Below are 23,963 nucleotides of genomic sequence, written 5' to 3' on the forward strand. Positions count from 1 at the left end.
ACCTGCTCCCCTGTCATGCTATTTTTTTCACACAAGGGCTTTCGCGCCGCCATCGCAAGGCTTGCGCGTTATCGTCACAAAACTGTCAAACTACTCATGACCCTGCTGCACTGCGTTCGCCCACGCGCAGTTCAGGAGTGCATCCCAGCCAGTCGGCTAGCTTGCCGAGATCGGAGACGACATGGTCGGATGCCAGTTGTGCGCGGCTCTGGTCGAGCCACAGGACCAGCTTGCCGTCTTCGCGCTGCAGGCGGCTGGTGAGCATCGAGGCGCGCGTTCCCGCCCCGATCCGGCGGCACAGGCGGAAGGCCAGGCCCCAGCCGGCGGCTTCGCGCAGCTCTTCCGGGCTGGCGAGACGTAGCAGGTCCGATGTCGGTTCGGGCCGTGAACAGGCCCCGCGCAAGGCCGCGCCGATCAGTGCACGGCCGCGATGGTCGATGCCGATCCAGCGCTTGTCCATAGCCCAGTCGAACGAATGCTTGAGCCGCATGTTTGGCTCCACCCGCGTCTGAGCCTTGGTCAGCAGTGCGGCGGCCAGCCGCAGCCGCTCGCTGCCGTTGCCGAGCGGCGAGACAACGCTGGAAGTCCAGCCCGCCATCATGGTCGCGCCGCTCAGCGAACCGCCACGCGGGGCGGTGAAATGGGACACGGCGGCGATCAGCGGATCGGCCTCGCGCGCGGCGGGCTCCAGCCGTTCGAACAGCAGCCCCTCGCGCAGGCCCCAGGCCGAGATGACGAGGCCACTGGTACCCAGCGTCTCGATCATCACCTGCAACATGGCCGCCGCATCGGGCAGGCCGGATGCACGGCTGTTGGGTACCCCGTCGAGCGACTGCGGCTCCTCCGGCGGCAGGGCGGCCAGCTTGCCCACCAGCTTCAGCGCATCCTCGTTGCCGAGCCGGAAAGAATGCGGATCGCTCAGCGGGTACTTGTCGCGGTGCATGGCGTAGCTCGCCAGGGCCCGCCAGGTGCCGCCAACCAGATAGAGCGGGCCGGAGCTCTGACCGTTCAATCCGGCGGCGTCCAGCTCGCGCACCACGGCCTTGCGGAACGCCGCCTCGCCCTTGTCGCGCAAGGGCGGCAGGCGCAGGGTGCCGAGCGGCAGGCTCGCCCCGCCGTGGACGCGGCCCTGGCCGATGGCCACCAGTTCGAGGCTGCCGCCGCCAAGATCGGCCACCACGCCTTCGCCGCCGGGAAAGGCGCCGACCACGCCCATGGCGGAATAGTGCGCTTCCTCCTCGCCCGACAGCAGCCGCGGATCGAGGCCCAGGGCACGCACGCGGTCGAGGAATTCCGGCCCGTTGGCCGCATCGCGCACGGCGGCCGTTGCCACGCATTGCACGTCGGCCACTTCCAGGTCGGCCAGGATCATGGCGAAGCGGGCAAGGCCGGTCAGCGCCAGGGCCATTGCCTTGTCGGGCATCCTGCCGGTGGACGCCAGTTCACGCCCAAGCCGGGCAGTCACTTTCTCGTTCAGCCATACGGCTGGCGCCCGCGGCGAGCCGGTATAGACCACGAGGCGCACGGTGTTGGAGCCGATGTCGATCACGGCCCGGTCGGGCCGGTCGGCACCCGGCGCGCGGCTGCGGCCGCCATTGCTGCGGGTCACATGCCGCCCTTGCGCAGGGTGAGGCGCGGTACGCGGCTATCCTTCAGCGCGCCGCCACGGCCGGAAAGCGATGGATTGGTCATGAAATATTCGTGGCAGTTGAACGGCTCACCGTCATCCTCGACCCGCTCGTATTCCCCCGTTTCGCCATCGAGCAGCCAGCTTTGTTCGGTATCGAGCAGGTTGGCCAGCAGCACCTGTTCCAGCACCTGGTCATGTACCGTGGCATTGGTCAGCGGGACCAGCGTTTCGACCCGGCGGTTCAAGTTGCGGCTCATCGCGTCGGCACTGGAGATATAGATGATCGCCTGGTCGCCCGGCAGCGGCGCACCGTTGCCGAAGGCCCAGATGCGGCTGTGTTCGAGGAAGCGACCGATGATCGATTTGACCGTGATATTGTCCGACAGGCCGGGCACGCCGGGGCGCAGGCAGCATATGCCGCGTATCACCAGCACCACCCGCACACCCGCCTGGCTGGCATCGTAGAGGCGATCGATCATGCCTTTTTCGGTCAGCGAGTTGACCTTGACCCAGATTTCAGCCGGATCGCCCGCGCGGGCATTGGCGATTTCGGCGTCGATGTGTTCGTACAGGCGCTCGCGCAGGTTCAATGGTGAAATGGCAATCCGCTCGGTCCCCTGGGGTTCGACATATCCGGTGATGAAGTTGAACAGGCGCGCGGCATCGCGCCCGAAGGCGGGATCGGCGGTGAAGAACGACAGGTCGGTATAGATGCGCGTGGTTATCGGGTGGTAGTTGCCGGTGCCGAAGTGGCAATAGGTACGGTAGCCGCCTTCCTCCGCCCGCACGACCATGCTCATCTTGGCGTGGGTCTTCCAGTCGATGAAGCCGTAGATCACCTGGACGCCGGCGCGCTCCAGCTCGCCCGCCCACTTGAGGTTCTGCTCCTCGTCAAACCGGGCTTTCAGTTCCACCACGGCGGTAACCGACTTGGCCGCTTCGGCGGCTTCGATCAGCGCTGCGATTACCGGCGACTGGTTGCCCGCGCGATAGAGCGTCTGCTTGATCGACACCACGGCCGGGTCCGCTGCTGCCTGGCGCAGGAAATCGACCACCACTTCGAAACTCTCGTAAGGGTGGTGGATCACGATATCCTTCTCGCGGATCGCGGCGAAGCAATCGCCATCGTGTTCCATCACCCGTTCGGGATAGCGCGGGGTATAGGGGACGAACTTGAGCTCGGGCCGGTCCTCGCCCACCACGGCGGCCAACCCGCCGATGCCGATCATGCCCAGCGTCTTGGTGACGAAGGCCTCGCCCAGGCCCAGCTTCTCGCGCAGCAATTCCTCGGCCTCGGGATCGAAGCTCTCGTCCAGCTCCAGCATGATGACCTGGCCGCGCCGCCGGCGCTGGATGGCGCTGCGGAATTCGCGCACCAGGTCTTCTGCCTCTTCCTCCACCTCGATGTCGCTGTCGCGCAGCACTCGGAATACGCCGTCGCCACGGATGGTGAAGCCGGGGAACATCAGCGGGGCAAAGCGCACGACCAGCCGCTCTGTCGCGACATAGATCACGCCGTCGTCCGTCATCTCCTGCGGCACGCGGATGAAGCGCGGCAGGGCGCCGGGGATCAGCACCATTTCCACCAGGCGGCTGCCGTCTTCCTTGCGTTCCAGGTTGAACAGCGCGCCGATCCCCTGGTTGGCGACAAAGGGGAAGGGATGGGCCGGATCGATCGCCTGGGGGGTGAGGACGGGCACGATGTGGTCGAGGAAATACTGCTTCAACCAGGCCTCGGCACGCTCGTCCGCAAGGTCTCCGCCCTTGATGTGGATGCCCTGCCCGGCGAGCAGCGGGCGCAGTTCTTCCAGCGCGGCCTGCTGCATCGTTTCAAGCTGGCGCAGGCGCGCGGCGATGGCGGAAAGCTGCTGGCTCGGGGTCTTGCCGTCAATCGACAGAGTGGTGACGCGGCTGCGCACCTGGCCCACCAGCCCGGCCATGCGGATCATGGCGAACTCGTCCATGTTGCTGCCCGCGATCGACAGGAAGCGCAGCCGTTCGAGCAGCGGATAGGCCGGGTTGCGGGCTTCGGCCAGGACCCGCTCGTTGAACGACAGCCAGCTCATCTCGCGGTTGAAATAGCGCGCTTCGGGGCTGGCGAAATCGGTTGCCTGGTCCTGCTGGAGAGTGGACATCATGCCAGGTCCCGCGCCCGCGAAATCGCGCTGATGCCGCGACGGCCGTTGTTGCGATCCAGCTGGACGATCACGTCGATCACGCTGGCGGCATAGGCGATGGTGTCGCTGCGGGTCAGGCCGATGCCGGTCTGCATGACCATGAGGCTCAATTGCTCCAGCGCGCCACGCAAGCTGTTGGCGTGGATGGTGGAAAAGCTGCCAGGGTGGCCGGTGTTGATTGCGCGCAGGAAGGATACGCTTTCTGCCCCGCGCAGTTCCCCCAGCACGATACGGTCGGGACGCAGGCGCAGCGCCGATTGCAGCAGTTCGTTGGCGGTGACCTTGGCCTCGCCCAGTTCGCCCTTGACCGCCACCAGCCCCACGCCGTTGGCCCCGGGCAGGCGCAGTTCGGGGGTGTCTTCCACCAGCACCACGCGCTCCTCGCGCGGGATTTCGCCCAGCATGGCGTTGAGGAAAGTGGTCTTGCCGGTGGAGGTGCCGCCTGAAATCAGGATCGTCAGCCGTGCCTTGATGGCGGCGCGCAGGAAGGCGACGGGCTCGGCCTGCGGATCGGGCAGGTCGGGCTCCAGCTTGCCGGCCAATGGCCCTGCGTCATAGGCATCGAGTGGCAGGTCCAGCCGACGGTGGCGGCGGATGGCCATGGCCCAGTGCTTGCGGGTTGCGGGCGGTCCGCAGAACTGCACGCGTGCACCATCGGGCAGGGTCGCGCCCAGCAGGGGGTGTTCGCGGTTGATACCCTGGTGGCTGACGCGCGCCACCTGTTCTGCCAGCCGTTGCACCAGCTTGTCGTCAACCTGCGGCGCGGCCACGCGTTGCATACCGGGGTGCGCTGCATCCTCTACCCAGATCTCGCCCGGGCGGTTGACCAGAATCTCGGTCACCGTGTCGCGGTCCAGCCACTGGCGGAACGGCGCGAGATAGGCGTCGAGATAGACCGACCCGCTGGCAGGAGGCGCAGCGGTGGTCACGATGGGATCGGGCAATTGCGGGTCACCCAGCTGGTGTATCTCGGCGGGCATTGACGAAGCCTTACCCTACAACCGCGGGGCGCGGCTGAAATCGAGATGGCGCGAGGTGAAGACGCGGATCGGTTCGCCCTGGCGCACGCGCACGGTGGGCGGGCGCTGGCCATCCTGCTGCAAGGCGGTAGAAGCAGCCGTCTGCCCGCCACCGAGGATCACCGACGTACCGCCGCTGGCAATCGTGGTCAGCCCGCCGATTACCGACAGCAGCATGGCCGATCCGAAGCGGTCGAAGAAATGGCTGTCCACTTCGCCCGCAAGGCCGGTGGTGCCGTCAAAACCGGTGGCCGGGCTGGCGAGGTTGACCGATACGCCATCGGGCCGGATCAGCGTGGTCCAGATGACATAGGCGCGGCGCTGGCCCGCCTGCAGCCCGCTCTGGTACTGGCCGACCAGGCGGCTGGAACGGGGGACCAGAACCCGCCCGCCATCGAAGCTGCGCACGTCCTGGCTCACCACGGCGCGGACATATCCCGGCACATCGGTGTTGATTGCAGTTTCCAGGATGGCCGGGATCATCGTGCCTTGACTGATCGTGGTAGCGGGATCGAAGCTCTGCTGCGCGGTGGCGGGACCGCCGCCGATGCCGCCGATGCGCGCGGCGAAATCTCCGGCAGAGCCCGAACCGGCGATCACGCTGCCATCGGGTGCAGTCGCCTGGGTGGGAGCAGCAACAAGCTGGCTGCCCGGCGCGGCCCCGGCATCGTAGACCAGCACCGGCGAGCCATAGGGGTTCAACTGCGGTTGCTGGGCATAGTCGGCATAGGGCGGCTGCGACAGGACCGGCCCCGCCATGCCCTGCTGCATGTCGGGCTGCACGGCCCCGGCATTGGCCGATGGCAGGGCGTTGATGTCTGGCGGCGGGGTCGCAACGGCGGTCTGCGCGGGCGGCACGGTGGCAGGTGCGGCAGGCTGGGCGGCCTCGTCCGGCATGCGGCTGGCGTTGAGGCCCCACAGGGTGGCTGCGCCCAGCAGGGCGACAAAACCGATCCCGGCGGCCAGGCCCAGGGCATCGGAATGGCCCTTGCGGTTGGCGACGGCGGGATAGCTGGTGCGGCTGGCAAGATCGATGATCTCGGTCGTCGCGTCCTCGCGCGGGTCGCGATCATTGGAAGCGGCGGAATTCTTTTCGGGCAGGCGCATGGCGAGTTTCATGGCTCTAGGCTCCGGCAAGCGCGGCAGGACGCTGGTTGACGAGGCGGGCGGTGTTGTCGCCCGATCGCAGGATGATTTCGGCAGGCACGGCGTCGATCACTATGACATCGCCGCGTACGGCAAAGTTGACCGGGCCTTCCATGCCCTGCTCGTCCTTGATCAGGATCGCGGGCATGGCCTCGCCCACCGGCCAGGCGAGGAAAGTGGCAGAACCGTTGTCGTACACCGTTTCGGGCAACAGCGCGGGCGCGCCTTCACTGGCCCAGGCAAAGTTGAGGCTGGCGGGATCGATAATGGCGAAATCGTCGGTCGCGGCGGCCATTTCCAGCGGATTGGCGCGTTCGATCCGCGAACCGTCCTCGGCCAGTTGCACGTCCTCTTCCTCCTCCACCGGCTCGTCCGCATAGGTGAAGCTCAGGACGTAGAGCGGGTTGCGGTGCGCCGGGCTGGCGACGAGATCGAACAGGTAGACCCGCCGGTCGGTCACCACGGTCATGTTGGTGGTGGCACGTTCGGACAGGGGCTTCACGAACAGCAGGTTGGCGCTGCGGCTGGGGGTGACCTGCCACTTCTGCGAATCGCCGATGGCGACGTTCTGGATCTGCTCGCCATCGGCGAAGCGGATAGTGGCCTGGACGTTCACCTGGCCAGCCACGCGGACCACTTCGCTGTCGGAATATTCGCGCACCACCAGCCGGGGATCGCCCTGGGCGATTGCGGGGGAGGCCAGCGAGGCACTGGCAAGCAGGGCCGCGATGAGGATGGCGCGGGTCATGATGGTTTTCTTTCAGGTCTTGCCGAGGAGGCTGGTCGTGCAGGCGCGGATTTGAAACGGCTGCCGATCCCGCGCGCGCGGGATGGGGAGGTACTGTCGGCTTGGCCGCTGGCGGCGGAACCGGCCGCTCCGGCGATGATGCGGGTTTCGCGGGTTGTCGCCCGGATTTCGCCGCTGTCGTTGGCTGCTATGGGCATATTTGCAGCAACGCGGATATCGCGGGCGGGGGCGGCGGACATTCCTGCGGCTCCGGCAGCGGCGACGCCGGGTGATGTTGCAACCTGCGAAACGCGGTCGGTCGCGGGCACCCGGTCGCGCTGCTCGTCATTGCGGTCGGACCCGCCGGCAAGGCCGAACACACTCCAGCCTGCCACCATGGTGCTGGTGACTTTCATCACCATGGCCATCAGCGCCAGATGCACCGCGCCGATCATGAAGAAGGCCATGGCCGGGCGCACGTCGATCTGGCCGGGCGTGGTCATCAGCGAGGACAGCACGGGGGTGGCCAGTTCCAGCATCAGCGTGCCGCCCAGCACGGCGAACAACGGCGCAAGCGCCATCAGCACGGCAGCTTTCAGCCACCCGGCAAACAGCCCGCGTGTCCCTTTGAACAGCGCCATGACGATGAAAATGGGGCCTAGGCCCAGCAAGACTGCCAGTGCGATCTTGCAAGTGGCGAGTACGCCGACCGTGCCCAGCAGCAGCATGGTGCCGCCCGCCCACAGCAGCCCCGGCGGCGAGAAGATCGAGGTGGTTTCGGACGCGCCCGCGCCGCCCGAAGCCTCCATCAGCGAATACATCACCACGTCCAGCTTGTCGGCAAAGATGGTGCTGGCAGAGCCCTGCGTCCCCATCATCACGCCCGCGATCTGGTCAGGCCCGCCGACCAGTAGGCCCCAGAATACGTTCTGGAAGGCGATCCAGCTGGTCGCTAGGGTCAGCACCACGCCCAGCGTGATGATACGGGGGGCCAGCGCCGACAGGCCGATGCGCAAACGCCCGGTAATGAGGCCATAGCCGAGCAGCGCAACGAAGATCGACAATATGATCTGCAAGGGCAGCAGAAACGCGCCCTCCGGCCCGAAGATGCGGCTGAAAGCGGCCTGCGACATGGCATTGGCCGCGCAGTCGATCGCCCGCAGGCTCGCCCCAATGCCCGCGCCCACGCCTTCGAGCGCGGCCTGGCACTGGTCAACCCCGCCAGCGGGGGGAGGGGCGGCGCTGGCCATCATTCGGCGGCTTCCCGGTCGTCGATCTTGTCGTCAGGTGCGGGAGTGCCCGGCCAACGCTTGCCGGTCAGCGCCGGGAACCACTGGGCAGGATCGTCACCCACTGCCTCACGCAGCAGGTCGAGCCGCCGCACGGTGCTTTCGCGGCCGGACAGCACGGTCAGCACTTCAGGCGCGTTCGACAAGTCGAGCCGCACGACTACGCTGGCATCAGGCTGGCGCACGAGGAAGCAGCGGCTGTGGGCGGGCAGGCTGCGGATCAGCGCCAGCTCGTGCTCGGTCAGGCCGAACCCGTCGCAATAGTCTTCCGCGCGGGCGCGGGCGTTGGGCATGAAAATCATCGTGGCGGTCTGTTCCACCAATGCGGTGGAAATGCGGCTGTCGAGTGCATCGCGTGCGCTCTGGGTGGCGAAACCGACCAGTGCGTTGCGCTTGCGCAGCGTCTTCAGCCAGTCGCGGATGCGGGCGGCAAAGACCTCGTCGTCCAGCGCCTTCCAGCCCTCGTCGATCAGGATCATCGTCGGCTCGCCGTCCAGCCGCTCGTCTATGCGGTGGAACAGGTACATCATCACCGGCGTCCGCAGGCGCGGGTTTTCCAGCAGCGCGGTCATGTCGAAACCCATGACGCGGGTGGTCAGGTCGAGCTTGTCGGTGGCGTTGTCGAACAGCCAGCCGTTCTCGCCATCCTCGATCCAGGCGGACAGGCGGTCGGCCATGTCGCCCGGCTGCGGGCGGCGGCTGCCCGATACCAGTTCCTTGAAGTGGCGCAGGCGGCGCAAGCTGGAGTCGTTGGCATAGGCCGCATCGACCGCTGCGGTGATGACTTGCAATTCCTCTGCACCCTCGGCCTTCAGCAGCACGCCCAGCCAGTCGCGCAGGAAGGCGCGGTTGGCGGGAGTATCGGGCAGGGAGAGCGGGTTGAAGCCCGAAGGCTCGCCCGAGCGCACCCGGTCATAGGAACCGCCGATGCCGCGAATGAACAGCTCCGCGCCGCGATCCTTGTCGAACAGGATCGTGCGGGGGCGGAACTTCTGCGCCTGTGCCGCGAGGAAGTTCATCACCACCGTCTTGCCCGAACCCGACGGTCCGATGACGCTGAAATTGCCGAGGTCGCCGTGGTGGAAATTGAAGAAGAACGGGGTGGAACTGGTGGTCTGCAACAGCGTGACCGCCTGCCCCCAGTGGTTGCCATCGGCCTGTCCCAGGGCAAAGCCGTGGAAGCTGCCGAAGCTCGCCATGTTGGCGGTGGTGATCAGCGCGCGGCGGACGAGGTAGCTCTCGTTGCCGGGGAACTGGCCCCAGAAGCACGGCTCCAGGTTGGTGTCCTCGCGCACGGTAATCGCGCCGGTATCGGCGAGCGCGGCGGCCACGCGGGCGGCGGCATCGTCGAGCCGGTCGAGCGTGGTCTCGCGCACCAGCACCGACAGGTGGTGATCGCCAAACGCCACCGATCCTGCGCCCAGTTCGTCGCGCGCGGCCAGCATGTCGGCCCGCTCGGCCTGGGCATCTTCGTCTGCCGCGCGCAGGCGGCGCAGGGCAAGGTCGATCCGCTCGCGCGCGGACTGGCGTTCCTGCGGGGCGAAACTCTCGGTTACGACCATCTCGTGCGGCAGGCGCAGGATGCCATCCAGCAGGCCCGGGCTGGTCGCGTCGGGATAGTCCTTGAGGCTGAGCATGGCGGCGCAATCGGCCCCCGTGGCCCCGCGCAGCTCCATGGCATCAATGCCGAAGCTGGCGCGGCGATAGGGCAGCATCTGGCCGATATCGGTCGCATCCTCCGGACGGCGGACAGGCCGCATCTCGCCGTTATAGAGCGCGGAGAGCAGTTCGAGCAGCTCGTTGTTCACCTGCCCGCTGGCACCGGTGTAATCACCCAAGGGCTGCGCGCCGTAATCGCCCAGCGATGCGGCCAGCGCCTGCAAGGCGGCGCGAAGCGAGCGGATGTCGCGGTGGTCGATCTCCTCGGCCTCGGTCGCCTTGCCCTTGAACAGCTTGCCCAGCTTCTCTCCCCAGCCGGCCTTCCCGCGCGCCGGGCGGCGCACCAGGGTGACGAACTGGTCGTTGACGAACAGCGATCCGGAAGACAATCGCTCACGCCAGCGGGCGTCGATATGGGCGCTAAGCGGATCGTCGAACTGCGCGTCCAGCTCCACCGTCACCCGGCGGCGGATGACATGGTGATAGAGCACGAAGCGGGCATCGAGATTGCTCCGCAGCATCACCTCGCGGGTGGCGGCGTGGGCGTTGAGCGCCTGGGTGTCCTCGGTCTCGAACAGCAGGCCCGGCACCTGCAGCGCGCCCATCAGCGATCCGTCGCGCAGCAGCACGACATCGGCATCGACCAGCGCCGCGTAGGGCAGCCGGTCGCCTGCTGGCGCTTCCTTGGCGCTCCAGGCGGCGGCTCCGAGCCACTTTTTGCTCATCGACTTGCTCCTATCGCCGTTTTTCGGCGCCGCTCAGGCGGTATAACTGTTGCAGCCCCAGCGCTTGAAATTGCGCACGCGCGGGCATTTGCTGACTTTGGTGATCCACAGGTTGAACACCCGCGGTTCGCGCAGGCAGGCGAAGTAGCCGACCACATGGACCGCCAGCGGAACCGCGAGCATCCAGAAGCTCTTGAGGATCAGGAATGCCCAGGCCGAAACCATCATGTTGATGACGTAATAGTCCAGCGTCACGCCCATGAACATCTGCGGGCGGGTAAGCGCGCGGTGGACGCGGTGGCGGACCAGTTGCACCGCCTCAGCTCGCCGACTGGATACCGGCGACGATCACCGGTGCGCCGAAGATGATGAAGATGCCGATGATGACCGTGGCACCGAAGCGCCAGTTCATCCGGCCGGTCAGCATGCCGAAGCCGACCGCGGCAATCGCCATCACGGCAACAGCCGTGGCGACATTGCCCAGCAGCGTCCCCTGCAGCCACATCAGCGCCGATTCGATCGGACCGGACCCGGCGGTGGACTGGGCATGGGCCGTTGCGGGCACAAACAGGGCGGCAAATGCGAACAGGCGGGCAATAAGGGACATTGTTATCGGCTACTCACAGCAGGGGATGAAGGGGCGGAATGGCTGGCCAGGCGGCCCATGATCGCGGCGACATAGTTTTGCGTCTCGCGGATGCGGGGAATGCCGCCTGCGCTGATGACCCGGCCGGGACCGGCGTTATAGGCGGCAAGGGCGCGTTCCAGATCGCCGTCGAAGCGGTTCAACTGTTCGCGCAGGTAGCGCGCCCCGCCTTCGAGGTTGGCGAAGGGATCGTCGGGGTTCACCCCAAGGTCGCGCGCGGTGCCGGGCATCAGCTGGGCAAGCCCGCGTGCACCGGCATGGGAAACGGCATTTTCGCGCCAGCGGCTTTCCTGCCAGACCAGCGCTTCAATCAGGGCAGGCGACAGGTCATAACGTGCGGCAAGTGTCGCGACGGCCTGCACATAGCGCAAAGGCACGCCGCCGGCATGGCGGGTGGTATCGGCCACGGCGTGTTCGGGCACGGCCAGTGCCGACAGCGGGACGTCGGATACGGCAGCAGGCGAGGGTCTTTCGCTCGCCATCCCCGGCCCCGAAAGCCAGCGCGCCTCGCCACCGGTGCCCACTTCCAGCACGTCGGCACGCGCAGGCGCTGCCGGCAGCATGGCCAGCACGAATGCAGCAATGAGGGCGCGCCGAAGAATCACCGTTAAAACCAAGCCTCCAAGCCCGAGCCAATGCTTACAACAAATGACAGCGGCGTGACAGGCCATGACCTAAATGCGCCTTCTGCAAGCAAAAGGGTCCGGCGGCCATGGCCACCGGACCCTGTTGAAGCCTAATGCTGAGCTGGTCTCAGTTCATTGCCACACGCGACTGTTCGAGCGCACGCAAGGCGGTGCGGGCGGCGCGGCGGGAATCGGTCCAGCTGCCGTCGGCCAGTTCGAGCTGGTAGCGGATGTCGCTGGTGGCGGCTTCGCGATAGGCAGCCTCGGCCCGCGCCGTGTCACCCAGTGCGGCATAGGCAGACCCGAGGTTGATCAGCAACGCCGGATCGCCGGGATTGTCGGCCCGCAGCGCCTCAAGCGCCTCGACCGCCGCGCGCGCTTCGCCCGTGACGAGGGCATCATAGGCGACTTCGCGCTGTTCGCGCATGGGCTCGTCGATCACGCCGAGCGATCCGGCCTGGGCGAAGGCCAGTGTCCCGAATAGTATGGTGGCCAGCATCGTATCTCTCCTTTGACCTGTTGTTGAGAGGCAGGATGCATGGCCGCGCGGCTCGCTGCAACAAAACCGTAACAGTGTCATAAAACTGCAATATCGAGCAGGGTCACGGCCTGCCCCGAGTCGGACTCCTGGTTGGTCACGCAGTGGTCCAAACCCTCGCCTGTGGATAGTGCCCGACAACCGTAACATAGACCGCAAACTGTCACATCGCGGCCCTAGCTGGCGATTCGCGACATGCACGTCGCACCGCCATTCCTGCCGCAATCCCGGCTATATCAGGGGACCGCTCGTTGTGACCAAACTTTCCCGTACTCTCGCCTTTGGCTGCTCGATCCTGGCCTTGTCCGCCTGCGGTCCCGAAGAAATTGCTTCGCCCGGCACCGGTGGCAACGTCACCATCAACAACAACACCACCAACCCGCCTGCGCCCACGCCGACCCCCACGCCGACTTCGTCGCTGGTGACCCCGGCCACCGGCTGCCCGACGATAACTGCTGCTGGCGGTCTGGCCGACGAAGGCACGATCACCGGCCCGACCGGCACCTGGCGGGTTTGCGCCCTCCCGCTGGTCATCGATGAGAGCAGCAACCTGCCCTATATCCCCGGCCTGCTCTATCGCCTCGCCGGCCAGACCGCGATCGGGACCGACCAGGGCGCTGCCTCGACCGGCAACGACGTGACCCTGTCGATCGAGCCGGGCGTGATCGTCTATGCCTCGGGTTCGTCCTACCTTGCCGCCACTCGCGGCAACCGCCTGAACGCCGTCGGCACTGAAGATCGCCCGATCATCTTCACCAGCCGTGACAACGTGCTGGGTCTCAACGGTGAAAACTCGTCGAGCCAGTGGGGCGGTGTCGTGCTTCTCGGCCGTGCGCCGGTTGTCGACTGCGTTGCAGCGGGCGCCACTCCGGGCTCTGCTGCTTGCGAATTCGCCCTGGAAGGTTCGGCCACTCCGGCCTTCGGTGGTGGTACGAACAGCGCGGATAACTCGGGCCGCCTGGAATTCGTCCAGATCCGCTTCTCGGGCTTCATCCTGGGTAACGACAACGAACTGCAGGGCCTGACCACCGTGGGCTCGGGTTCGGGTACCATCATCAACAACCTCCAGTCGGTCAACAGCTCGGACGATGGCGTCGAATTCTTCGGCGGCAGCGTCAACATGAAGAGGCTGATCGTTTACGGCGCCGAAGACGATTCGCTTGACGTGGACGTCGGCGTGAAGGGCCAGTTCCAACACGTGATCCTGTCGCAACGCGCCGTGGGCGATGCCCTGGTTGAAGGCGATTCGAGCAATGGTCGCGAGGACCAACTTCCGCGCACCGATGTGGTCATTGCCAATGCCACGATGATCAAGCGCACTCCAGGCAGCGCCGGCCTGCGAATCCGCGGTGGCATGGATTTCACGGTGGTCAACTCGGTTATTCTGGACTTGTCGAGCAATTCGCAATGCCTGCGGATTGATGACGCCCAGACCATGCGCGAAGCCAATGTCGGCTTGCAGGATGATGGCCCGCCCGTCTTCGCTTCGAATGGCTTCCAGTGTCCCACGTTGACCCGTAATGGCAGCATTGGCAACGATCCGGGGCCGACGGCGGCCCAGGCGCTCGCGCTCATCACTGGAAATGGCAACAACACTGCCTACACCAACACACTGGTGAGCGGCTATTTGAACGGCCCTAACGAAACCGCCTTCACGCCGATCTTCGATGTGACTGCCCTGTCGAGCTTCTTCTCCGTCACCACCTACATTGGCGCGGTATCGCCCGACGACGACTGGACCCAGGGCTGGACCTGCAACATGCAGCTGCTGAACTTCGGCACCGGCAACACCGGTTCGTGCCTCACGCTGCCGGTCTATCCGGCGACCGCCTGATCAGGGCTATCGGGCGCGGGGGTGTCGGCCTTTGCCGACACCCCTCGCTCGGCAATTGTGTTCGGGCGGCTGCCCGTTTGAATTTTTACGACTCATGAGGGAGTCCAGGGCCATGAAGATCGGCAACCGGTTCGCGATCGTACTATCGTTGACCACCGCGCTCACCTTTCCCGCCATCTTTACCACCGGAGCACTTGCCCAGGAAACCGATCCCCAGATTGCGGATGAGGTTGAGGACGAGGAATATCCGGACATCTCGCTCCCCGGTGCCAATACCATCATCGTGACCGGGCGGATCAACCGCGATCCCACCCGCAGTTCTTCCCAGGTCATCAGTGTCCTGTCGAGCGAACAGATCGCCCGCACCGGCGAAGGCGACATCGCTGGCGCCCTAAGCCGCGTCACGGGCCTGTCGGTGCAGGGCCAGGGCTTCGTCTTCGTGCGCGGCCTGGGTGATCGCTACTCGCTGGCGCTGCTCAACGGTTCGCCGCTCCCCAGCCCGCAGCCGCTCAGCCGCGTGGTCCCGCTCGATATCTTCCCGACCGGCATCATCGCCTCGTCGCTGGTGCAGAAAACCTATTCGGCCAATTTCCCGGGCGAATTCGGCGGCGGTGTGATCAACCTCACGACCCGCGCGGTGCCGGACGAATCCTTCCTGTCTGTCGGCATGGGCGTGAGCGGCAATACCGAAACCACCTTCCACAACGGTCTGTCCTACTACGGATCGGGCACCGACTGGTCCGCTTTCGACGACGGCACGCGCGACATTCCGCCGGCACTGCAGGATTTTTTCGCCAGTGGCGAGCGCATCAATGATCTGTCGATCGAACAGCAGGCAGCCATCGGCAAGCAGCTTGGCAATCCCAACCTGATCCTGCTGCAGAAGATCGGCGATATCCCGGCCAACTGGTCGGGCAGCCTGACCGGCGGCACGGCGATCGATTTCGGCAGCGATGGCCGGCTCGGTGTCATCGGCACCGCCTCGATCAGCAACGAATGGCGCACCCGCGACATCTTCAAGCAGCTGCCGCTGCAGAATTTTTCGTCGGGTACCGATATCAACGAAATCGCCACCGACAACCGCATCACGGTGAACGGCTTGCTTGGCTTCGGTGCCGAGTTCGGCGAACAGCAGATCCGCTGGACCAACCTGTTCATCCGCGACACGCTCAAGCAGGCGCGCCTGGCCGAGGGTGAGGATTTCGTCGATGACGAAAGCTACCAGCAGCAGCAGACCGGCTGGTACGAACGCCAGTTGATCAACAGCCAGTTCGTCGGTGAGTTCGAGCTCGGCCGGGTCTCGCTCGACCTGCGTGGCGGATATGCCCAGACCCAGCGCGAAGCGCCTTACGAGTATGACTTCGTCTATCTGCGGAGCAACACGACCGCGTTCCTGGGCGACCAGTTCGTCAACCAGCTTGATGGCCAGGAAGGCGACGCCCGGGTAGCATTCTCCAATCTGGAAGAGGAACTGTGGTACGGCGGGGCGGACATTTCGGTGCCCCTGCTCGACTGGATGAGCGGCACTGTCGGCTATGCCTATTCCGATACCACGCGCTATTCCGAACGCCGCGAGTTCGCCTTCCGCAATACGGACGGCACCCGCTCACCGGAGTTCCGCCAGGGTGTCGGCCTGCTGCGCCCGGATCTTCTGCTGGGCGATGCGATTATCGATTACTTCCGGCTGCGCCTGGTCGAACCGGGCGAGAACGCGGCGGCATTCGACGCCGGGCTGGAAGTCCACGCCGGATATGCCATGCTGCGGGGCGAGCCGGCCGAAGGGTTCTCCTTCGACGTTGGTGTCCGGTATGAAGACGCGCAGCAGTTCGTAAACCCGGTCGAAGTGTTCAACACACCGATCGCGATCATCAGCGGCACCAGTCTCGACAACTCCTACTGGCTGCCGTCGGGCACTGTCACCGTTACGCCGTTCGATGATCTGCAGGTGCGGGCCCACGCTTCACGGACGATCGCCCGGCCGCAGTTCCGCGAATTGATCTTCCTGCCCTATTTCGATCCGGAAATCAGCCGGTCGTTCGAAGGCAATCCGTTCCTCGTGGACAGCGAACTGACCAATTACGAACTGCGCGCCGAATACTACATGGGTCGCGGGCGCAGTGTGTCCGTGGCCGGGTTCTACAAGGACATCAAGAACCCGATCGAAGTGTTCTCGCGGTTCAACGACAACGCGCAGACATCATCCTTTGCCAACGCGCCCCGGGCCACGCTGATGGGCGTGGAGGTCGATGGCCAGTACAACTTCGATCTGGCGGATCTCGGCGGACTGTTCTCGACCAAGGAACTGGTTGTCGTTGCCAACTACACCTACACCACTTCGGACATTTCGGTGAAGGCTGGCGATACCACGCTAAACCAGCGCGGTGCTGTCATCCAGGCTTCCGACCTGTTCCGCGATGGATCGCAGTTGACCGGCCAGTCCGACCATATCGCCAACCTCCAGCTCACCCTTGAGGATACCGAGCGTCTGCAGCAGTTTACGGCGCTGGTATCCTATGGCAGCGAGCGGGTGACCAGCCGTGGCAGCGGCGCTATCCCCGATGTTGTCGAAGATCCGGGCATCAAGGTTGACCTGGTTGTGCGCCAGGGCTTGAACCTGTTCGGTCGCGATGCCGAATTCAAGCTGGAAGCGCGCAACATCTTCGGCCGCATCAACGAAGAGTTCCTGGCCGATGCGAACAACCGGCTGGAAATCAACACCTACAAGATCGGCACGTCGCTATCGGCATCTGTTTCGGTTGATTTCTGACAGACCAAGACCCGGCCAGCGATTGCCGGTGACACAGTTAGAAAACCCCCGTCCGGTATCCCGGGCGGGGGTTTTTGTTTGTCGGGCGCCTTGTTAATCGGGCAGCGCGGGGAAAGTGGCGCGCCTCAGGGCAGGTCGAGCACGTAGCCCTTGCCGTGGACCGTGCGTAGCAGTTGGCCCGCACCCGCTTCGCGCAGGCCGAAGCGCAGGCGCTTGATCCACACGTCCACCGTGCGCAGGTATTCCGGGTCGCCCGCCTTGCCCAGCGCATCGACCAGTTCCTGCCGGGTGAGGATGCGGTTGGCGTTTTCGACCATGAACCGCAGGACGCGGAATTCGTTGGGCCGCAGCGGCACCAGGGTGCCTTTCCACCGCGCCTGTTCGCCTGCCACGTTGATCTGCAGGTCGCCCGCATCGACCATCTGGCGCAGTGGCGGGCGCGAGCCATTGGCGTGGAGCGCCAGCACCCGGTCGAGTATGGCCTGCCGGTCGAGCGGACCGATCGCGTAATCGTCAGCCCCCGCTTTCAGCGCGCGGCGGCGGTCATCGGGATCGTCGGCTTCGAGCACCATCGTGACATGGGCATCGCCCAGCCGCGGATCGGCGCGCAGTCGGCGGCACATCTCGAGGCCCGACAGGTCGTCCATCACCCAGTCCACGAAGGCCCAGACCTGTCCTTCGACCAGCTTCTGCGGTCCGGCCGGGGTGAGCAGGCCGAACGAGAACTCCGCCTCGCCGTTGGAGAACCGGTCGAACCGCGCTGCCTGCTGGTCGGTGGTGACGATACTGACGCGGTTCATCGGTGTGGCCCCTGCCGTTGGTGCACGGGAGGTGGCATGGCGATGTGACTCGCATATGACGGAAATTGGGCCGAACCGCGTAATGCCGCGCCTGCGCTTGACCGGATGATGGCGGCGGCGCAGGCGATGGTGGCGGAGACGGAGGGATTCGAACCCTCGATACCCCGGTAGGAGTATGGTTCCTTAGCAGGGAACTGGTTTCAGCCACTCACCCACGTCTCCGGATCGCAGCGGCGAGTGGGCCTATAACGGTGCTATCGGGCGGGAGCAAGCGCGGCTGCAGATTTCCGCAAATTCCCTCATACGGTGCGCCAACGCTACGCCGGGCTCCGCATTTCACCCTGCCATTCGATTCGATTCACCGCAAAACGGACTCGGGTCGGCGCGCGTTCATTGATGCTTCACGCGCAAAGGATTCTGTTGGCCGGTGATCCGGACTGTATTGGTCCGGTGTGTTGGACGAGGGAGGCCTACCCATGCTGATCCGCATCGCCGCTGCCTGCCGCAAGCATGGGCTCGGCATGGCCGCCGCCATGCTGGCGGGCCTTGCCGCAGCGCCACTTGCCGCGCAGTCGATCGAACGCATCGATCCCGATTCCGCGATCGATGCAGACCTCGTCCGGCCCCAGGCTCCGGCCGCATCACCCGCTCCGGTCCCGCAGGTCGCGCCACCGACCGAGCGGTATGAGGCACCTGCCCCCCGCTATGCCGATGCCACGCTGGACCTGCCGCCCGAAACCTATCCTGCACCCGCGGCCACCACTGCCAACACGGCCGCAACCACGGTCAATCCTTCCGCTACCTACGCCGAGGACGACCTGATCGGCGCAGCCGAAGGCCTGTTCGGCAAGGGTGCCGAGGGCCTCGCCCGCCTGATCGAGGACATTCTCGAAAAGCAGGGTGAGCCCAATGCCTATATCGTCGGGCGCGAGGGCGGCGGCGCATTCGTGCTGGGTGTACGCTATGGTTCGGGCACGCTGTTCCACCGGATTGAAGGCAATCGCCCGGTGTACTGGACCGGCCCGTCGATCGGTTTCGATGCCGGTGCGAATGCGGGCAACACCTTCGTGCTGGTCTATAATCTTGACGATACCGAGGAGCTCTATCGCCGCTATCCGGCGGGCGAGGGGCAGGCCTATCTGGTGGGCGGGTTCACCGCCAGCTACCTGCGGCGCGGCAACACCGTGCTGATCCCCATCCGCGTGGGGGCAGGGCTGCGGCTCGGCGTCAACGCGGGCTATATGCGGTTCAGCCACGAACAGCGCTGGCTGCCCTTCTAGCAGCGGAAAACCTCCCTGGCGGTTTGAATTGTCCTTGCCGTTGCGCGTGCGCCGCGGCTAGGAGCGCGGCGCTATGCTGGACAAACTCGAACAACAACCCGCCGATGCGCTGCTGGCGCTGATCAAGCTTTTCGAAGCGGACCCGCGATCCGACAAGATCGACCTTGGCGTGGGCGTATACCGCACCGCCGACGGGGCGACCCCGGTGTTCACATCGATCAAGGCTGCAGAAGCCAGGCTGGTGGCCGAGCAGGAGACCAAGGCCTATCTCGGGCCGGAAGGCGACATGGGCTTTGTCCATGCGTTGATGCCGCACATCTTCGGCGGCGGCGATCCCTCGCACGGCGGGCGGATCGAAGGCATGCAGACCCCCGGCGGGACCGGCGCGGTGCGCATTGCCGTGGCCATGGCCAAGAAGGCCGGCGTCACCCGTATCCACATGGGCACGCCGAGTTGGCCCAACCACGCGCAGATCCTTGCCGATACCGGCGTCGAGATGGTCGGCTTCAGCCATGCCGCCGCAGACGGGTCGACCGATATGGAGGCCCTGCGCACGACCTTGCACAATGCGCAGCCGGGCGATGCGGTGCTGCTGCACGGCTGCTGCCACAACCCGTCCGGCATCGATTACACCCCCGCCCAGTGGGACGAGATTGTCGGCCTGCTGGAAGAAACCGGCGTGCTGCCGATCGTGGACCTGGCCTACCAGGGCCTGGGCGTGGGGATGGACGAGGATGCCTATGGTACCCGCGCCCTGGTCGCCCGCCTGCCCGAAGCGCTGATCGCCTATAGCTGCGACAAGAATTTCGGCCTCTATCGTGACCGCGTGGGCGCCTTCTATGCGCTGACCCGCGATGCCGCGCAGACCACCGCGGCCCTGTCGAATGGCCATGCCCTGGCCCGCGCCAGCTGGTCGATGCCGCCCGATCACGGCGCTTCAGCCGTGCGCATGGTGCTGACCGATGCCGCGCTGACGGCCGACTGGGTGGCCGAACTCACCTCGATGCGCACGCGCATCCAGCAAGTGCGCGCAAAGCTCGCCGCTGCGGGCAGTGCGGGCGCGGTCGATCTTGTGCCGCTGGGCCGCCAGCAGGGCATGTTCGCCATGCTGCCGCTGAACAAGGACCAGATCGCTGCCCTGCGTGCCGATCACGGGGTTTACATGGCCGGTTCCGGCCGCATCAACATCGCCGGACTGACCATGGGCAACATCGACAAGTTCGTCGGCGCTCTGGCGGCGGTGAGCGGGTGACATGGACCGCCAGCCGGTCCTCATCGGGGAGCGGCTGGTCCTAAGGCCGCTACGGGACGACGACTGGCAGGCGCTATATGCCGTCGCCAGCGATCCGCAATTGTGGGCCCGCCATCCCATGCACGACCGCTGGCAGGAACCGGTATTCCGCGCCTTCTTTGCCGATGCCCTGGCCCAGGGCGGGGCGCTGGTGGTGACGGAACGGTCGACCGGTGCAGTGATCGGCTCCTCGCGTTTCCAGGGCCATGATCCGGCAGATGGCGGCAGTGTCGAGATCGGCTGGACCTTCCTGGCGCGCCAGCACTGGGGCAGCGGCCTCAACGCCGAGATGAAGCGGCTGATGCTGGTCCATGCGTTCCGGTTCGTTGAGCGGGTGCTGTTCCGGGTAGGCGAGGACAATGTCATCTCCCGCCGCGCCATGGAGAAGATCGGCGGCCGACTGCTGGACGAGGAGGAGCGCATCGCCACAGATCGGGGCGAGATCGTCCACGTGGTCTATGAAATCCACCGCGCCCTGTTTGCCGCGGGGCCGCTGGCTAGGCCCTGAAGCTCGCCATCCGCTGGAGGTAGCGCGCGACCGTATCGATCTCCAGGTTCACCTCGCCGCCTTGCGGCAGTTCGCCCAGCGTGGTGACTTCGGCGGTGTGGGGGATTACGTTGAGGCCGAAATGGACTGATCCGTCGGGACGGTCATCCACTGAATTCACGGTGAGGGAAACGCCATCGACCGTGATCGAACCCTTGGCGGCGATGAACGGGGCCAGTTCCTTGGGTGCGGCGATGACGGCGCGCATCGAATCGCCTTCGGGCCGCCAGTCCACCACGCGGCCCACGGCATCGACATGGCCGGTCACGATGTGGCCGCCCATCTCGTCTCCCAGCCGGAGCGAGGGTTCGAGGTTGAGCGAGCGGCCCTTGTGCCACATGTCCCTGGCCGTACGGCTGACGGTCTCGGCCGAGACATCGACTGCGAACCAGCGCGCGCCTTCCTCGCCGCCCTTCTGCACTACGGTCAGGCATACGCCCGAACAGGCGATGGACGCGCCGATGGCGATGGTGGCCGGGTTGAACGGGCAGGATATAACCACCCGCAGATCACCGCGCTGTTCGACGCTGTCGATCGTGCCGATGGCGGTGACGATGCCGGTAAACATGCTGGATCCCTTCAGGTCGGCAGGTAGGTCAGCAGCATATCGCCGCCTATGGGCCGCCGGTCAACGCAGGTGAAGCCCGGCGGTGCGCTGCCCTGGGTCGCGGCACCGAGCGGGCCATAGGCGGGGATGCCGGTGCCAAGATCGTGCGGGGCGCAATAGACCTGCAGCAGATCGACCAACCCTGCCTGCAGGAAAGCTGCCGCCGTGGCCGCGCCGCCTTCGACATAGACATATTGCATCGGTAACAGGCCCGCCACATCCCCGGGCCGCGCCAGCCGGTCCCATCCCGCCGGAGCCTCGCCCCGTGTCAGCACGAACCGGCGGGGGGAGCGCTGCTCCAGCCCCGGCAGCCGCACGTCCAGCCGCGGGGCATCATTGCGCAAGGTCGCGCCGCCCACCACGATCGCTTCGGCCAAGGCCCGCTGGCGGTGGACATGGGCGCGGGCGACGGGGCCGGTGATCGGCACTGGTTCGCCCGACAGCGGCCCGATGAAGCCATCTTTGCTAACCGCCAGCTTCAGCGTGACATGCGGGCGGCCAAGGGTCTGGCGGGTGAGGAACCCGGCCAGGCTTGCGCGGCAGGCGGGATCGTCTGCCAGGTCCACCGCCACGCCAGCCATGCGCAAACGGTCCATGCCCTTGCCATCGGTACGCGGATCGGGGTCGGCACAGCCCACCACCACCCGCGCAAGGCCAGCAGCGGCAACCAGTCCGGCACAGTCGGGGCCGCGAGGGGAGGGGTGGGCGCAAGGCTCCAGCGTGACATAGAGCGTGGCGCCCTTTGCCGCCGGTCCTGCCTGGGCGAGGGCTACGGCCTCGGCATGGGGCCGCCCGCCGGGAGCGGTCATACCGCGCCCCACCACCACGCCCTGCTTGACCACAATGGCGGCAACGGCGGGGTTGGGCGCAGTCAGCGGGCGGGCGCGCGTGGCGAGGCTGGCAGCTGCCGCCAGCCACCGCGCGTAGTCCGGAGCACTGTCAGCCAAGCGCACGGGCGCAGTATTCTTCCACCGTGACAAGTTGTTCCGGCGTCGGCTCCGGCGCGTTGGCGGCGGCTTCGGCCTCGGCGGCAGCGCGGTTAGCCTCCGCCTCTTCCACCATCTTGTCCACATCGAGGAAGGTCGCCCGGCCCAGCGCGATGTACATTTCCCGCCGCAGTTCGGCGCGGGCATCGAGCCGGGCCTGCATCGCGTCCTTCAATTCCTGGTTGCGGCAGTTGGAGGCGATGATTTCCTGCTCGGTGCGATTGTCTTCGTAGGTCGAGATGAAAATGATCTCGGGCGCTGCTGGCTGGGTGCGGTAATCGTCCGGGATGAACAGCATGAACAGGGAAAAGGTGATCGCCAGCGCCAGGCCCAGCACCGGCCAGCGGTGCCTGTTCGGCTCCTGCCAGACCGTGATCAGGTCCTGCGCCGCCCTGCGGGGGGAGATACTGCGGAAAAATTCCTTCATGCCGCCCAGATAGGGGGTAGCGGGCGGCAGCGCCAGTAGTGAAGTAGGCGGCGGATTCAGCCGAAAGCGGCGTAGAGCCTGCGGCCCTCGCGCTTCAGCCACAGGTCGGCTGCCTTGATGTCGTCCTCGTACAGCTCGCCAAGCAAGGCATGGAACGCGGGCGAATGGTCGAAATGGACAAGGTGCGCCACTTCGTGCGCCACGACCGATCGGCGCACATGGTCGGGCGCCATGACCAGCCGCCAGTTGATGCGGATGCAGCGCCCGGTCTTCCGCTCGCCGGTGCAACTGCCCCAGCGCCGCTGCGCCCGGCTGAGGCGGAGCTGCGGCTGGTCCTCGCCCGCGCGGGAGCAATAGAACGCCAGGTCGTCTGCCAGCAGGGCCAGCGCCTCCCGCTCCAGCCAGCGCTGCAGGCGCGGGGCCAGGTTGTCCTGCGGGCCGCCCAGGGTGATCCGGTCATCGGCCATGCGCGGGCGGCGCGGAGCCTTCTCCTGCCAGTCGACCAGCAGGTCCTGCCCGCGATAGGGCACGCGGCTGCCCGGTGCGATGTGCAAGGCCTGCGGGATGCGGGCAAGCTGCGCTTCGACCCAGCCCGCGCGCTCCTGCGCAAAGGCCATGGCATCGCGCGTGGAACCCCAGCGCGGCAGTGTGATGCGTACCTCGCTGCCGTCGGGCGCCAGCCGCATGGTCAGCCGGGTGGCGCGGGTGTGGCGGCGGATGGTGACCGGCAGTTCGCCGCCCGCCAGCTGCAGCACCGGCTCTGCCGCCTCGCGCCTGAGCCAGTCGAGACTCATCGTTCGGGGCTCATTTCGGCCACTCGACCAGGTGATGCTCGATCGGCCCCGCATCGGCTTCGCTGATGACGCGGCCCGCCACGCTGACCCCGGCGGCGCGCATGGCCTTGTCGTCGCCGGTCAGCAGCGGGTGCCAGTCGGGCAGGGGATCGCCATCGGCGCGGCGGCGGTAGGCGCAGCTTGGCGGCAGCCACGGCACCTTCTTCACCAGTTGCAGCGTCAGCCGCAGGCAATCGGGCACGAAAGCCTTGCGGTGGCGATAGTTGGAACACTGCGCGGTTTGCGTGTCGAGCAGGCGGCAGGCGACATTGGTTTCGGCCACCTCGCCGGTGTCTTCATCCTCCAGCTTGTGCAGGCAGCAACGGCCGCAGCCATCGCACAGGGCCTCCCACTCGTCGCGCGCCAGCACGTCGAGCGGCAGTTCCCAGAATCGCTCTCTCATGAGACT

Annotated in this window: 22 protein-coding genes and 1 tRNA gene; 5 read left to right on the forward strand and 18 right to left on the reverse strand. The window is 66.1% G+C overall.

Annotated elements, in window-relative coordinates; translation table 11 throughout:
- Positions 1–94: 94 nt before the first annotated feature.
- The 11 genes from M3P36_RS04765 to M3P36_RS04815 all read right to left on the reverse strand — a co-directional run bounded on the left by M3P36_RS04765 (position 95) and on the right by M3P36_RS04815 (position 12,143).
- Positions 95–1,609 carry a Ppx/GppA phosphatase family protein gene (locus tag M3P36_RS04765; protein WP_249702111.1) on the reverse strand — a complete coding sequence of 505 codons (1,515 nt, stop codon included), beginning with the start codon at positions 1,607–1,609 and terminating at the stop codon, positions 95–97.
- A complete protein-coding gene (locus M3P36_RS04770; RefSeq protein ID WP_249702112.1) occupies positions 1,606–3,768 on the reverse strand; it encodes an RNA degradosome polyphosphate kinase in 2,163 nt (720 codons plus the stop codon). The genes M3P36_RS04765 and M3P36_RS04770 overlap by 4 nt, the downstream gene beginning before the upstream one ends.
- A complete protein-coding gene (virB11, locus tag M3P36_RS04775) occupies positions 3,765–4,787 on the reverse strand; it encodes a P-type DNA transfer ATPase VirB11 (protein WP_249702113.1) in 1,023 nt (340 codons plus the stop codon). The genes M3P36_RS04770 and virB11 overlap by 4 nt, the downstream gene beginning before the upstream one ends.
- Positions 4,788–4,802: 15 nt before the next feature.
- On the reverse strand, positions 4,803–5,945 hold the full coding sequence (locus tag M3P36_RS04780; protein ID WP_249702114.1) for a TrbI/VirB10 family protein: 1,143 nt from the start codon (positions 5,943–5,945) through the stop codon (positions 4,803–4,805).
- 4 nt (positions 5,946–5,949) lie between these two features.
- On the reverse strand, positions 5,950–6,720 hold the full coding sequence (locus M3P36_RS04785) for a TrbG/VirB9 family P-type conjugative transfer protein (RefSeq protein WP_249702115.1): 771 nt from the start codon (positions 6,718–6,720) through the stop codon (positions 5,950–5,952).
- Positions 6,717–7,952, reverse strand: coding sequence for a TrbL/VirB6 family protein (locus M3P36_RS04790; RefSeq protein ID WP_249702116.1), 1,236 nt, complete (start codon positions 7,950–7,952; stop codon positions 6,717–6,719). The genes M3P36_RS04785 and M3P36_RS04790 overlap by 4 nt, the downstream gene beginning before the upstream one ends.
- The gene (locus M3P36_RS04795) at positions 7,949–10,372 is read right to left on the reverse strand and encodes a VirB4 family type IV secretion/conjugal transfer ATPase (protein WP_249702117.1); all 2,424 of its coding nucleotides are present in this window, start codon (positions 10,370–10,372) and stop codon (positions 7,949–7,951) included. Before M3P36_RS04795 ends, M3P36_RS04790 begins: the two co-directional genes overlap by 4 nt.
- 33 nt (positions 10,373–10,405) lie before the next feature.
- Positions 10,406–10,687, reverse strand: a complete 282-nt coding sequence (locus M3P36_RS04800; protein ID WP_249702118.1) for a VirB3 family type IV secretion system protein — start codon at positions 10,685–10,687, stop codon at positions 10,406–10,408.
- A 4-nt stretch (positions 10,688–10,691) separates the two neighbouring features.
- Positions 10,692–10,979, reverse strand: a complete 288-nt coding sequence (locus tag M3P36_RS04805; RefSeq protein WP_249702119.1) for a TrbC/VirB2 family protein — start codon at positions 10,977–10,979, stop codon at positions 10,692–10,694.
- A 2-nt stretch (positions 10,980–10,981) separates the two neighbouring features.
- Positions 10,982–11,623 carry a lytic transglycosylase domain-containing protein gene (locus M3P36_RS04810; protein ID WP_502798359.1) on the reverse strand — a complete coding sequence of 214 codons (642 nt, stop codon included), beginning with the start codon at positions 11,621–11,623 and terminating at the stop codon, positions 10,982–10,984.
- A gap of 148 nt (positions 11,624–11,771) precedes the next feature.
- Positions 11,772–12,143, reverse strand: a complete 372-nt coding sequence (locus tag M3P36_RS04815; protein ID WP_249702120.1) for a tetratricopeptide repeat protein — start codon at positions 12,141–12,143, stop codon at positions 11,772–11,774.
- A gap of 292 nt (positions 12,144–12,435) precedes the next feature.
- Here M3P36_RS04815 and M3P36_RS04820 point away from each other — a divergent pair, with 292 nt between their 5' ends.
- Positions 12,436–14,016 (forward strand): beta-helix domain-containing protein, encoded by a 1,581-nt coding sequence (locus M3P36_RS04820; RefSeq protein WP_249702121.1) that lies wholly within the window; start codon positions 12,436–12,438, stop codon positions 14,014–14,016.
- Positions 14,017–14,128: 112 nt separating this feature from the next.
- A complete protein-coding gene (locus M3P36_RS04825) occupies positions 14,129–16,783 on the forward strand; it encodes a TonB-dependent receptor domain-containing protein (RefSeq protein ID WP_249702122.1) in 2,655 nt (884 codons plus the stop codon).
- Positions 16,784–16,908: 125 nt separating this feature from the next.
- Here M3P36_RS04825 and M3P36_RS04830 read toward each other — a convergent pair whose 3' ends face one another.
- Positions 16,909–17,583 carry a response regulator transcription factor gene (locus tag M3P36_RS04830; RefSeq protein WP_249702123.1) on the reverse strand — a complete coding sequence of 225 codons (675 nt, stop codon included), beginning with the start codon at positions 17,581–17,583 and terminating at the stop codon, positions 16,909–16,911.
- A 130-nt stretch (positions 17,584–17,713) separates the two neighbouring features.
- A tRNA-Ser gene (locus M3P36_RS04835) sits at positions 17,714–17,805 on the reverse strand.
- Between the two features lie 254 nt (positions 17,806–18,059).
- On the opposite strand from M3P36_RS04835, the gene M3P36_RS04840 reads away from it, so the two are divergent.
- The 3 genes from M3P36_RS04840 (at position 18,060) to M3P36_RS04850 (ending at position 20,662) form a co-directional block, all read left to right on the forward strand.
- The gene (locus tag M3P36_RS04840; RefSeq protein ID WP_249702124.1) at positions 18,060–18,863 is read left to right on the forward strand and encodes a DUF1134 domain-containing protein; all 804 of its coding nucleotides are present in this window, start codon (positions 18,060–18,062) and stop codon (positions 18,861–18,863) included.
- A gap of 73 nt (positions 18,864–18,936) precedes the next feature.
- The gene (locus M3P36_RS04845; protein WP_249702125.1) at positions 18,937–20,115 is read left to right on the forward strand and encodes an amino acid aminotransferase; all 1,179 of its coding nucleotides are present in this window, start codon (positions 18,937–18,939) and stop codon (positions 20,113–20,115) included.
- Position 20,116: 1 nt separating this feature from the next.
- Positions 20,117–20,662 (forward strand): GNAT family N-acetyltransferase, encoded by a 546-nt coding sequence (locus M3P36_RS04850; protein WP_249702126.1) that lies wholly within the window; start codon positions 20,117–20,119, stop codon positions 20,660–20,662.
- On the opposite strand, the gene M3P36_RS04855 is transcribed toward M3P36_RS04850, so the two are convergent.
- Genes M3P36_RS04855 through M3P36_RS04875 form a run of 5 tightly spaced genes read right to left on the reverse strand, consistent with a single transcriptional unit; the run spans position 20,652 to position 23,957 of the window.
- Complete coding sequence (locus tag M3P36_RS04855) at positions 20,652–21,269, reverse strand: riboflavin synthase (RefSeq protein ID WP_249702127.1); 618 nt, start codon at positions 21,267–21,269, stop codon at positions 20,652–20,654. The two genes, M3P36_RS04850 and M3P36_RS04855, sit on opposite strands and share 11 nt — an antisense overlap.
- Positions 21,270–21,280: 11 nt before the next feature.
- A complete protein-coding gene (gene ribD, locus M3P36_RS04860; protein WP_249702128.1) occupies positions 21,281–22,255 on the reverse strand; it encodes a bifunctional diaminohydroxyphosphoribosylaminopyrimidine deaminase/5-amino-6-(5-phosphoribosylamino)uracil reductase RibD in 975 nt (324 codons plus the stop codon).
- Entirely contained in the window at positions 22,248–22,721 is a 474-nt protein-coding gene (locus M3P36_RS04865; RefSeq protein WP_249702129.1) for a hypothetical protein, read from the reverse strand. The genes ribD and M3P36_RS04865 overlap by 8 nt, the downstream gene beginning before the upstream one ends.
- A 56-nt stretch (positions 22,722–22,777) precedes the next feature.
- Positions 22,778–23,515, reverse strand: coding sequence for a M48 family metallopeptidase (locus M3P36_RS04870; protein WP_249702130.1), 738 nt, complete (start codon positions 23,513–23,515; stop codon positions 22,778–22,780).
- Positions 23,516–23,525: 10 nt separating this feature from the next.
- Complete coding sequence (locus M3P36_RS04875; RefSeq protein WP_249702131.1) at positions 23,526–23,957, reverse strand: YcgN family cysteine cluster protein; 432 nt, start codon at positions 23,955–23,957, stop codon at positions 23,526–23,528.
- Positions 23,958–23,963: the final 6 nt, after the last annotated feature.

Origin of the sequence: Altererythrobacter sp. KTW20L, assembly GCF_023501975.1 — a bacterium.
Classification (GTDB): Bacteria; Pseudomonadota; Alphaproteobacteria; order Sphingomonadales; family Sphingomonadaceae; genus Alteraurantiacibacter.

What these genes read in the sequence shown, in the direction of transcription:
- M3P36_RS04850 (WP_249702126.1), top strand. Translation starts at nt 20,117, where the DNA reads ATGGACCGCCAGCCGGTCCTCATCGGGGAGCGGCTGGTCCTAAGGCCG.
- M3P36_RS04840 (WP_249702124.1), top strand. Translation starts at nt 18,060, where the DNA reads ATGCTGATCCGCATCGCCGCTGCCTGCCGCAAGCATGGGCTCGGCATG.
- M3P36_RS04805 (WP_249702119.1), bottom strand. Translation starts at nt 10,979, where the DNA reads ATGTCCCTTATTGCCCGCCTGTTCGCATTTGCCGCCCTGTTTGTGCCC.
- M3P36_RS04865 (WP_249702129.1), bottom strand. Translation starts at nt 22,721, where the DNA reads ATGAAGGAATTTTTCCGCAGTATCTCCCCCCGCAGGGCGGCGCAGGAC.
- M3P36_RS04830 (WP_249702123.1), bottom strand. Translation starts at nt 17,583, where the DNA reads ATGAACCGCGTCAGTATCGTCACCACCGACCAGCAGGCAGCGCGGTTC.
- virB11 (WP_249702113.1), bottom strand. Translation starts at nt 4,787, where the DNA reads ATGCCCGCCGAGATACACCAGCTGGGTGACCCGCAATTGCCCGATCCC.
- M3P36_RS04825 (WP_249702122.1), top strand. Translation starts at nt 14,129, where the DNA reads ATGAAGATCGGCAACCGGTTCGCGATCGTACTATCGTTGACCACCGCG.
- M3P36_RS04780 (WP_249702114.1), bottom strand. Translation starts at nt 5,945, where the DNA reads ATGAAACTCGCCATGCGCCTGCCCGAAAAGAATTCCGCCGCTTCCAAT.
- M3P36_RS04795 (WP_249702117.1), bottom strand. Translation starts at nt 10,372, where the DNA reads ATGAGCAAAAAGTGGCTCGGAGCCGCCGCCTGGAGCGCCAAGGAAGCG.
- M3P36_RS04790 (WP_249702116.1), bottom strand. Translation starts at nt 7,952, where the DNA reads ATGATGGCCAGCGCCGCCCCTCCCCCCGCTGGCGGGGTTGACCAGTGC.
- M3P36_RS04785 (WP_249702115.1), bottom strand. Translation starts at nt 6,720, where the DNA reads ATGACCCGCGCCATCCTCATCGCGGCCCTGCTTGCCAGTGCCTCGCTG.
- M3P36_RS04770 (WP_249702112.1), bottom strand. Translation starts at nt 3,768, where the DNA reads ATGATGTCCACTCTCCAGCAGGACCAGGCAACCGATTTCGCCAGCCCC.
- M3P36_RS04815 (WP_249702120.1), bottom strand. Translation starts at nt 12,143, where the DNA reads ATGCTGGCCACCATACTATTCGGGACACTGGCCTTCGCCCAGGCCGGA.
- M3P36_RS04845 (WP_249702125.1), top strand. Translation starts at nt 18,937, where the DNA reads ATGCTGGACAAACTCGAACAACAACCCGCCGATGCGCTGCTGGCGCTG.
- M3P36_RS04875 (WP_249702131.1), bottom strand. Translation starts at nt 23,957, where the DNA reads ATGAGAGAGCGATTCTGGGAACTGCCGCTCGACGTGCTGGCGCGCGAC.
- M3P36_RS04855 (WP_249702127.1), bottom strand. Translation starts at nt 21,269, where the DNA reads ATGTTTACCGGCATCGTCACCGCCATCGGCACGATCGACAGCGTCGAA.
- M3P36_RS04870 (WP_249702130.1), bottom strand. Translation starts at nt 23,515, where the DNA reads ATGAGTCTCGACTGGCTCAGGCGCGAGGCGGCAGAGCCGGTGCTGCAG.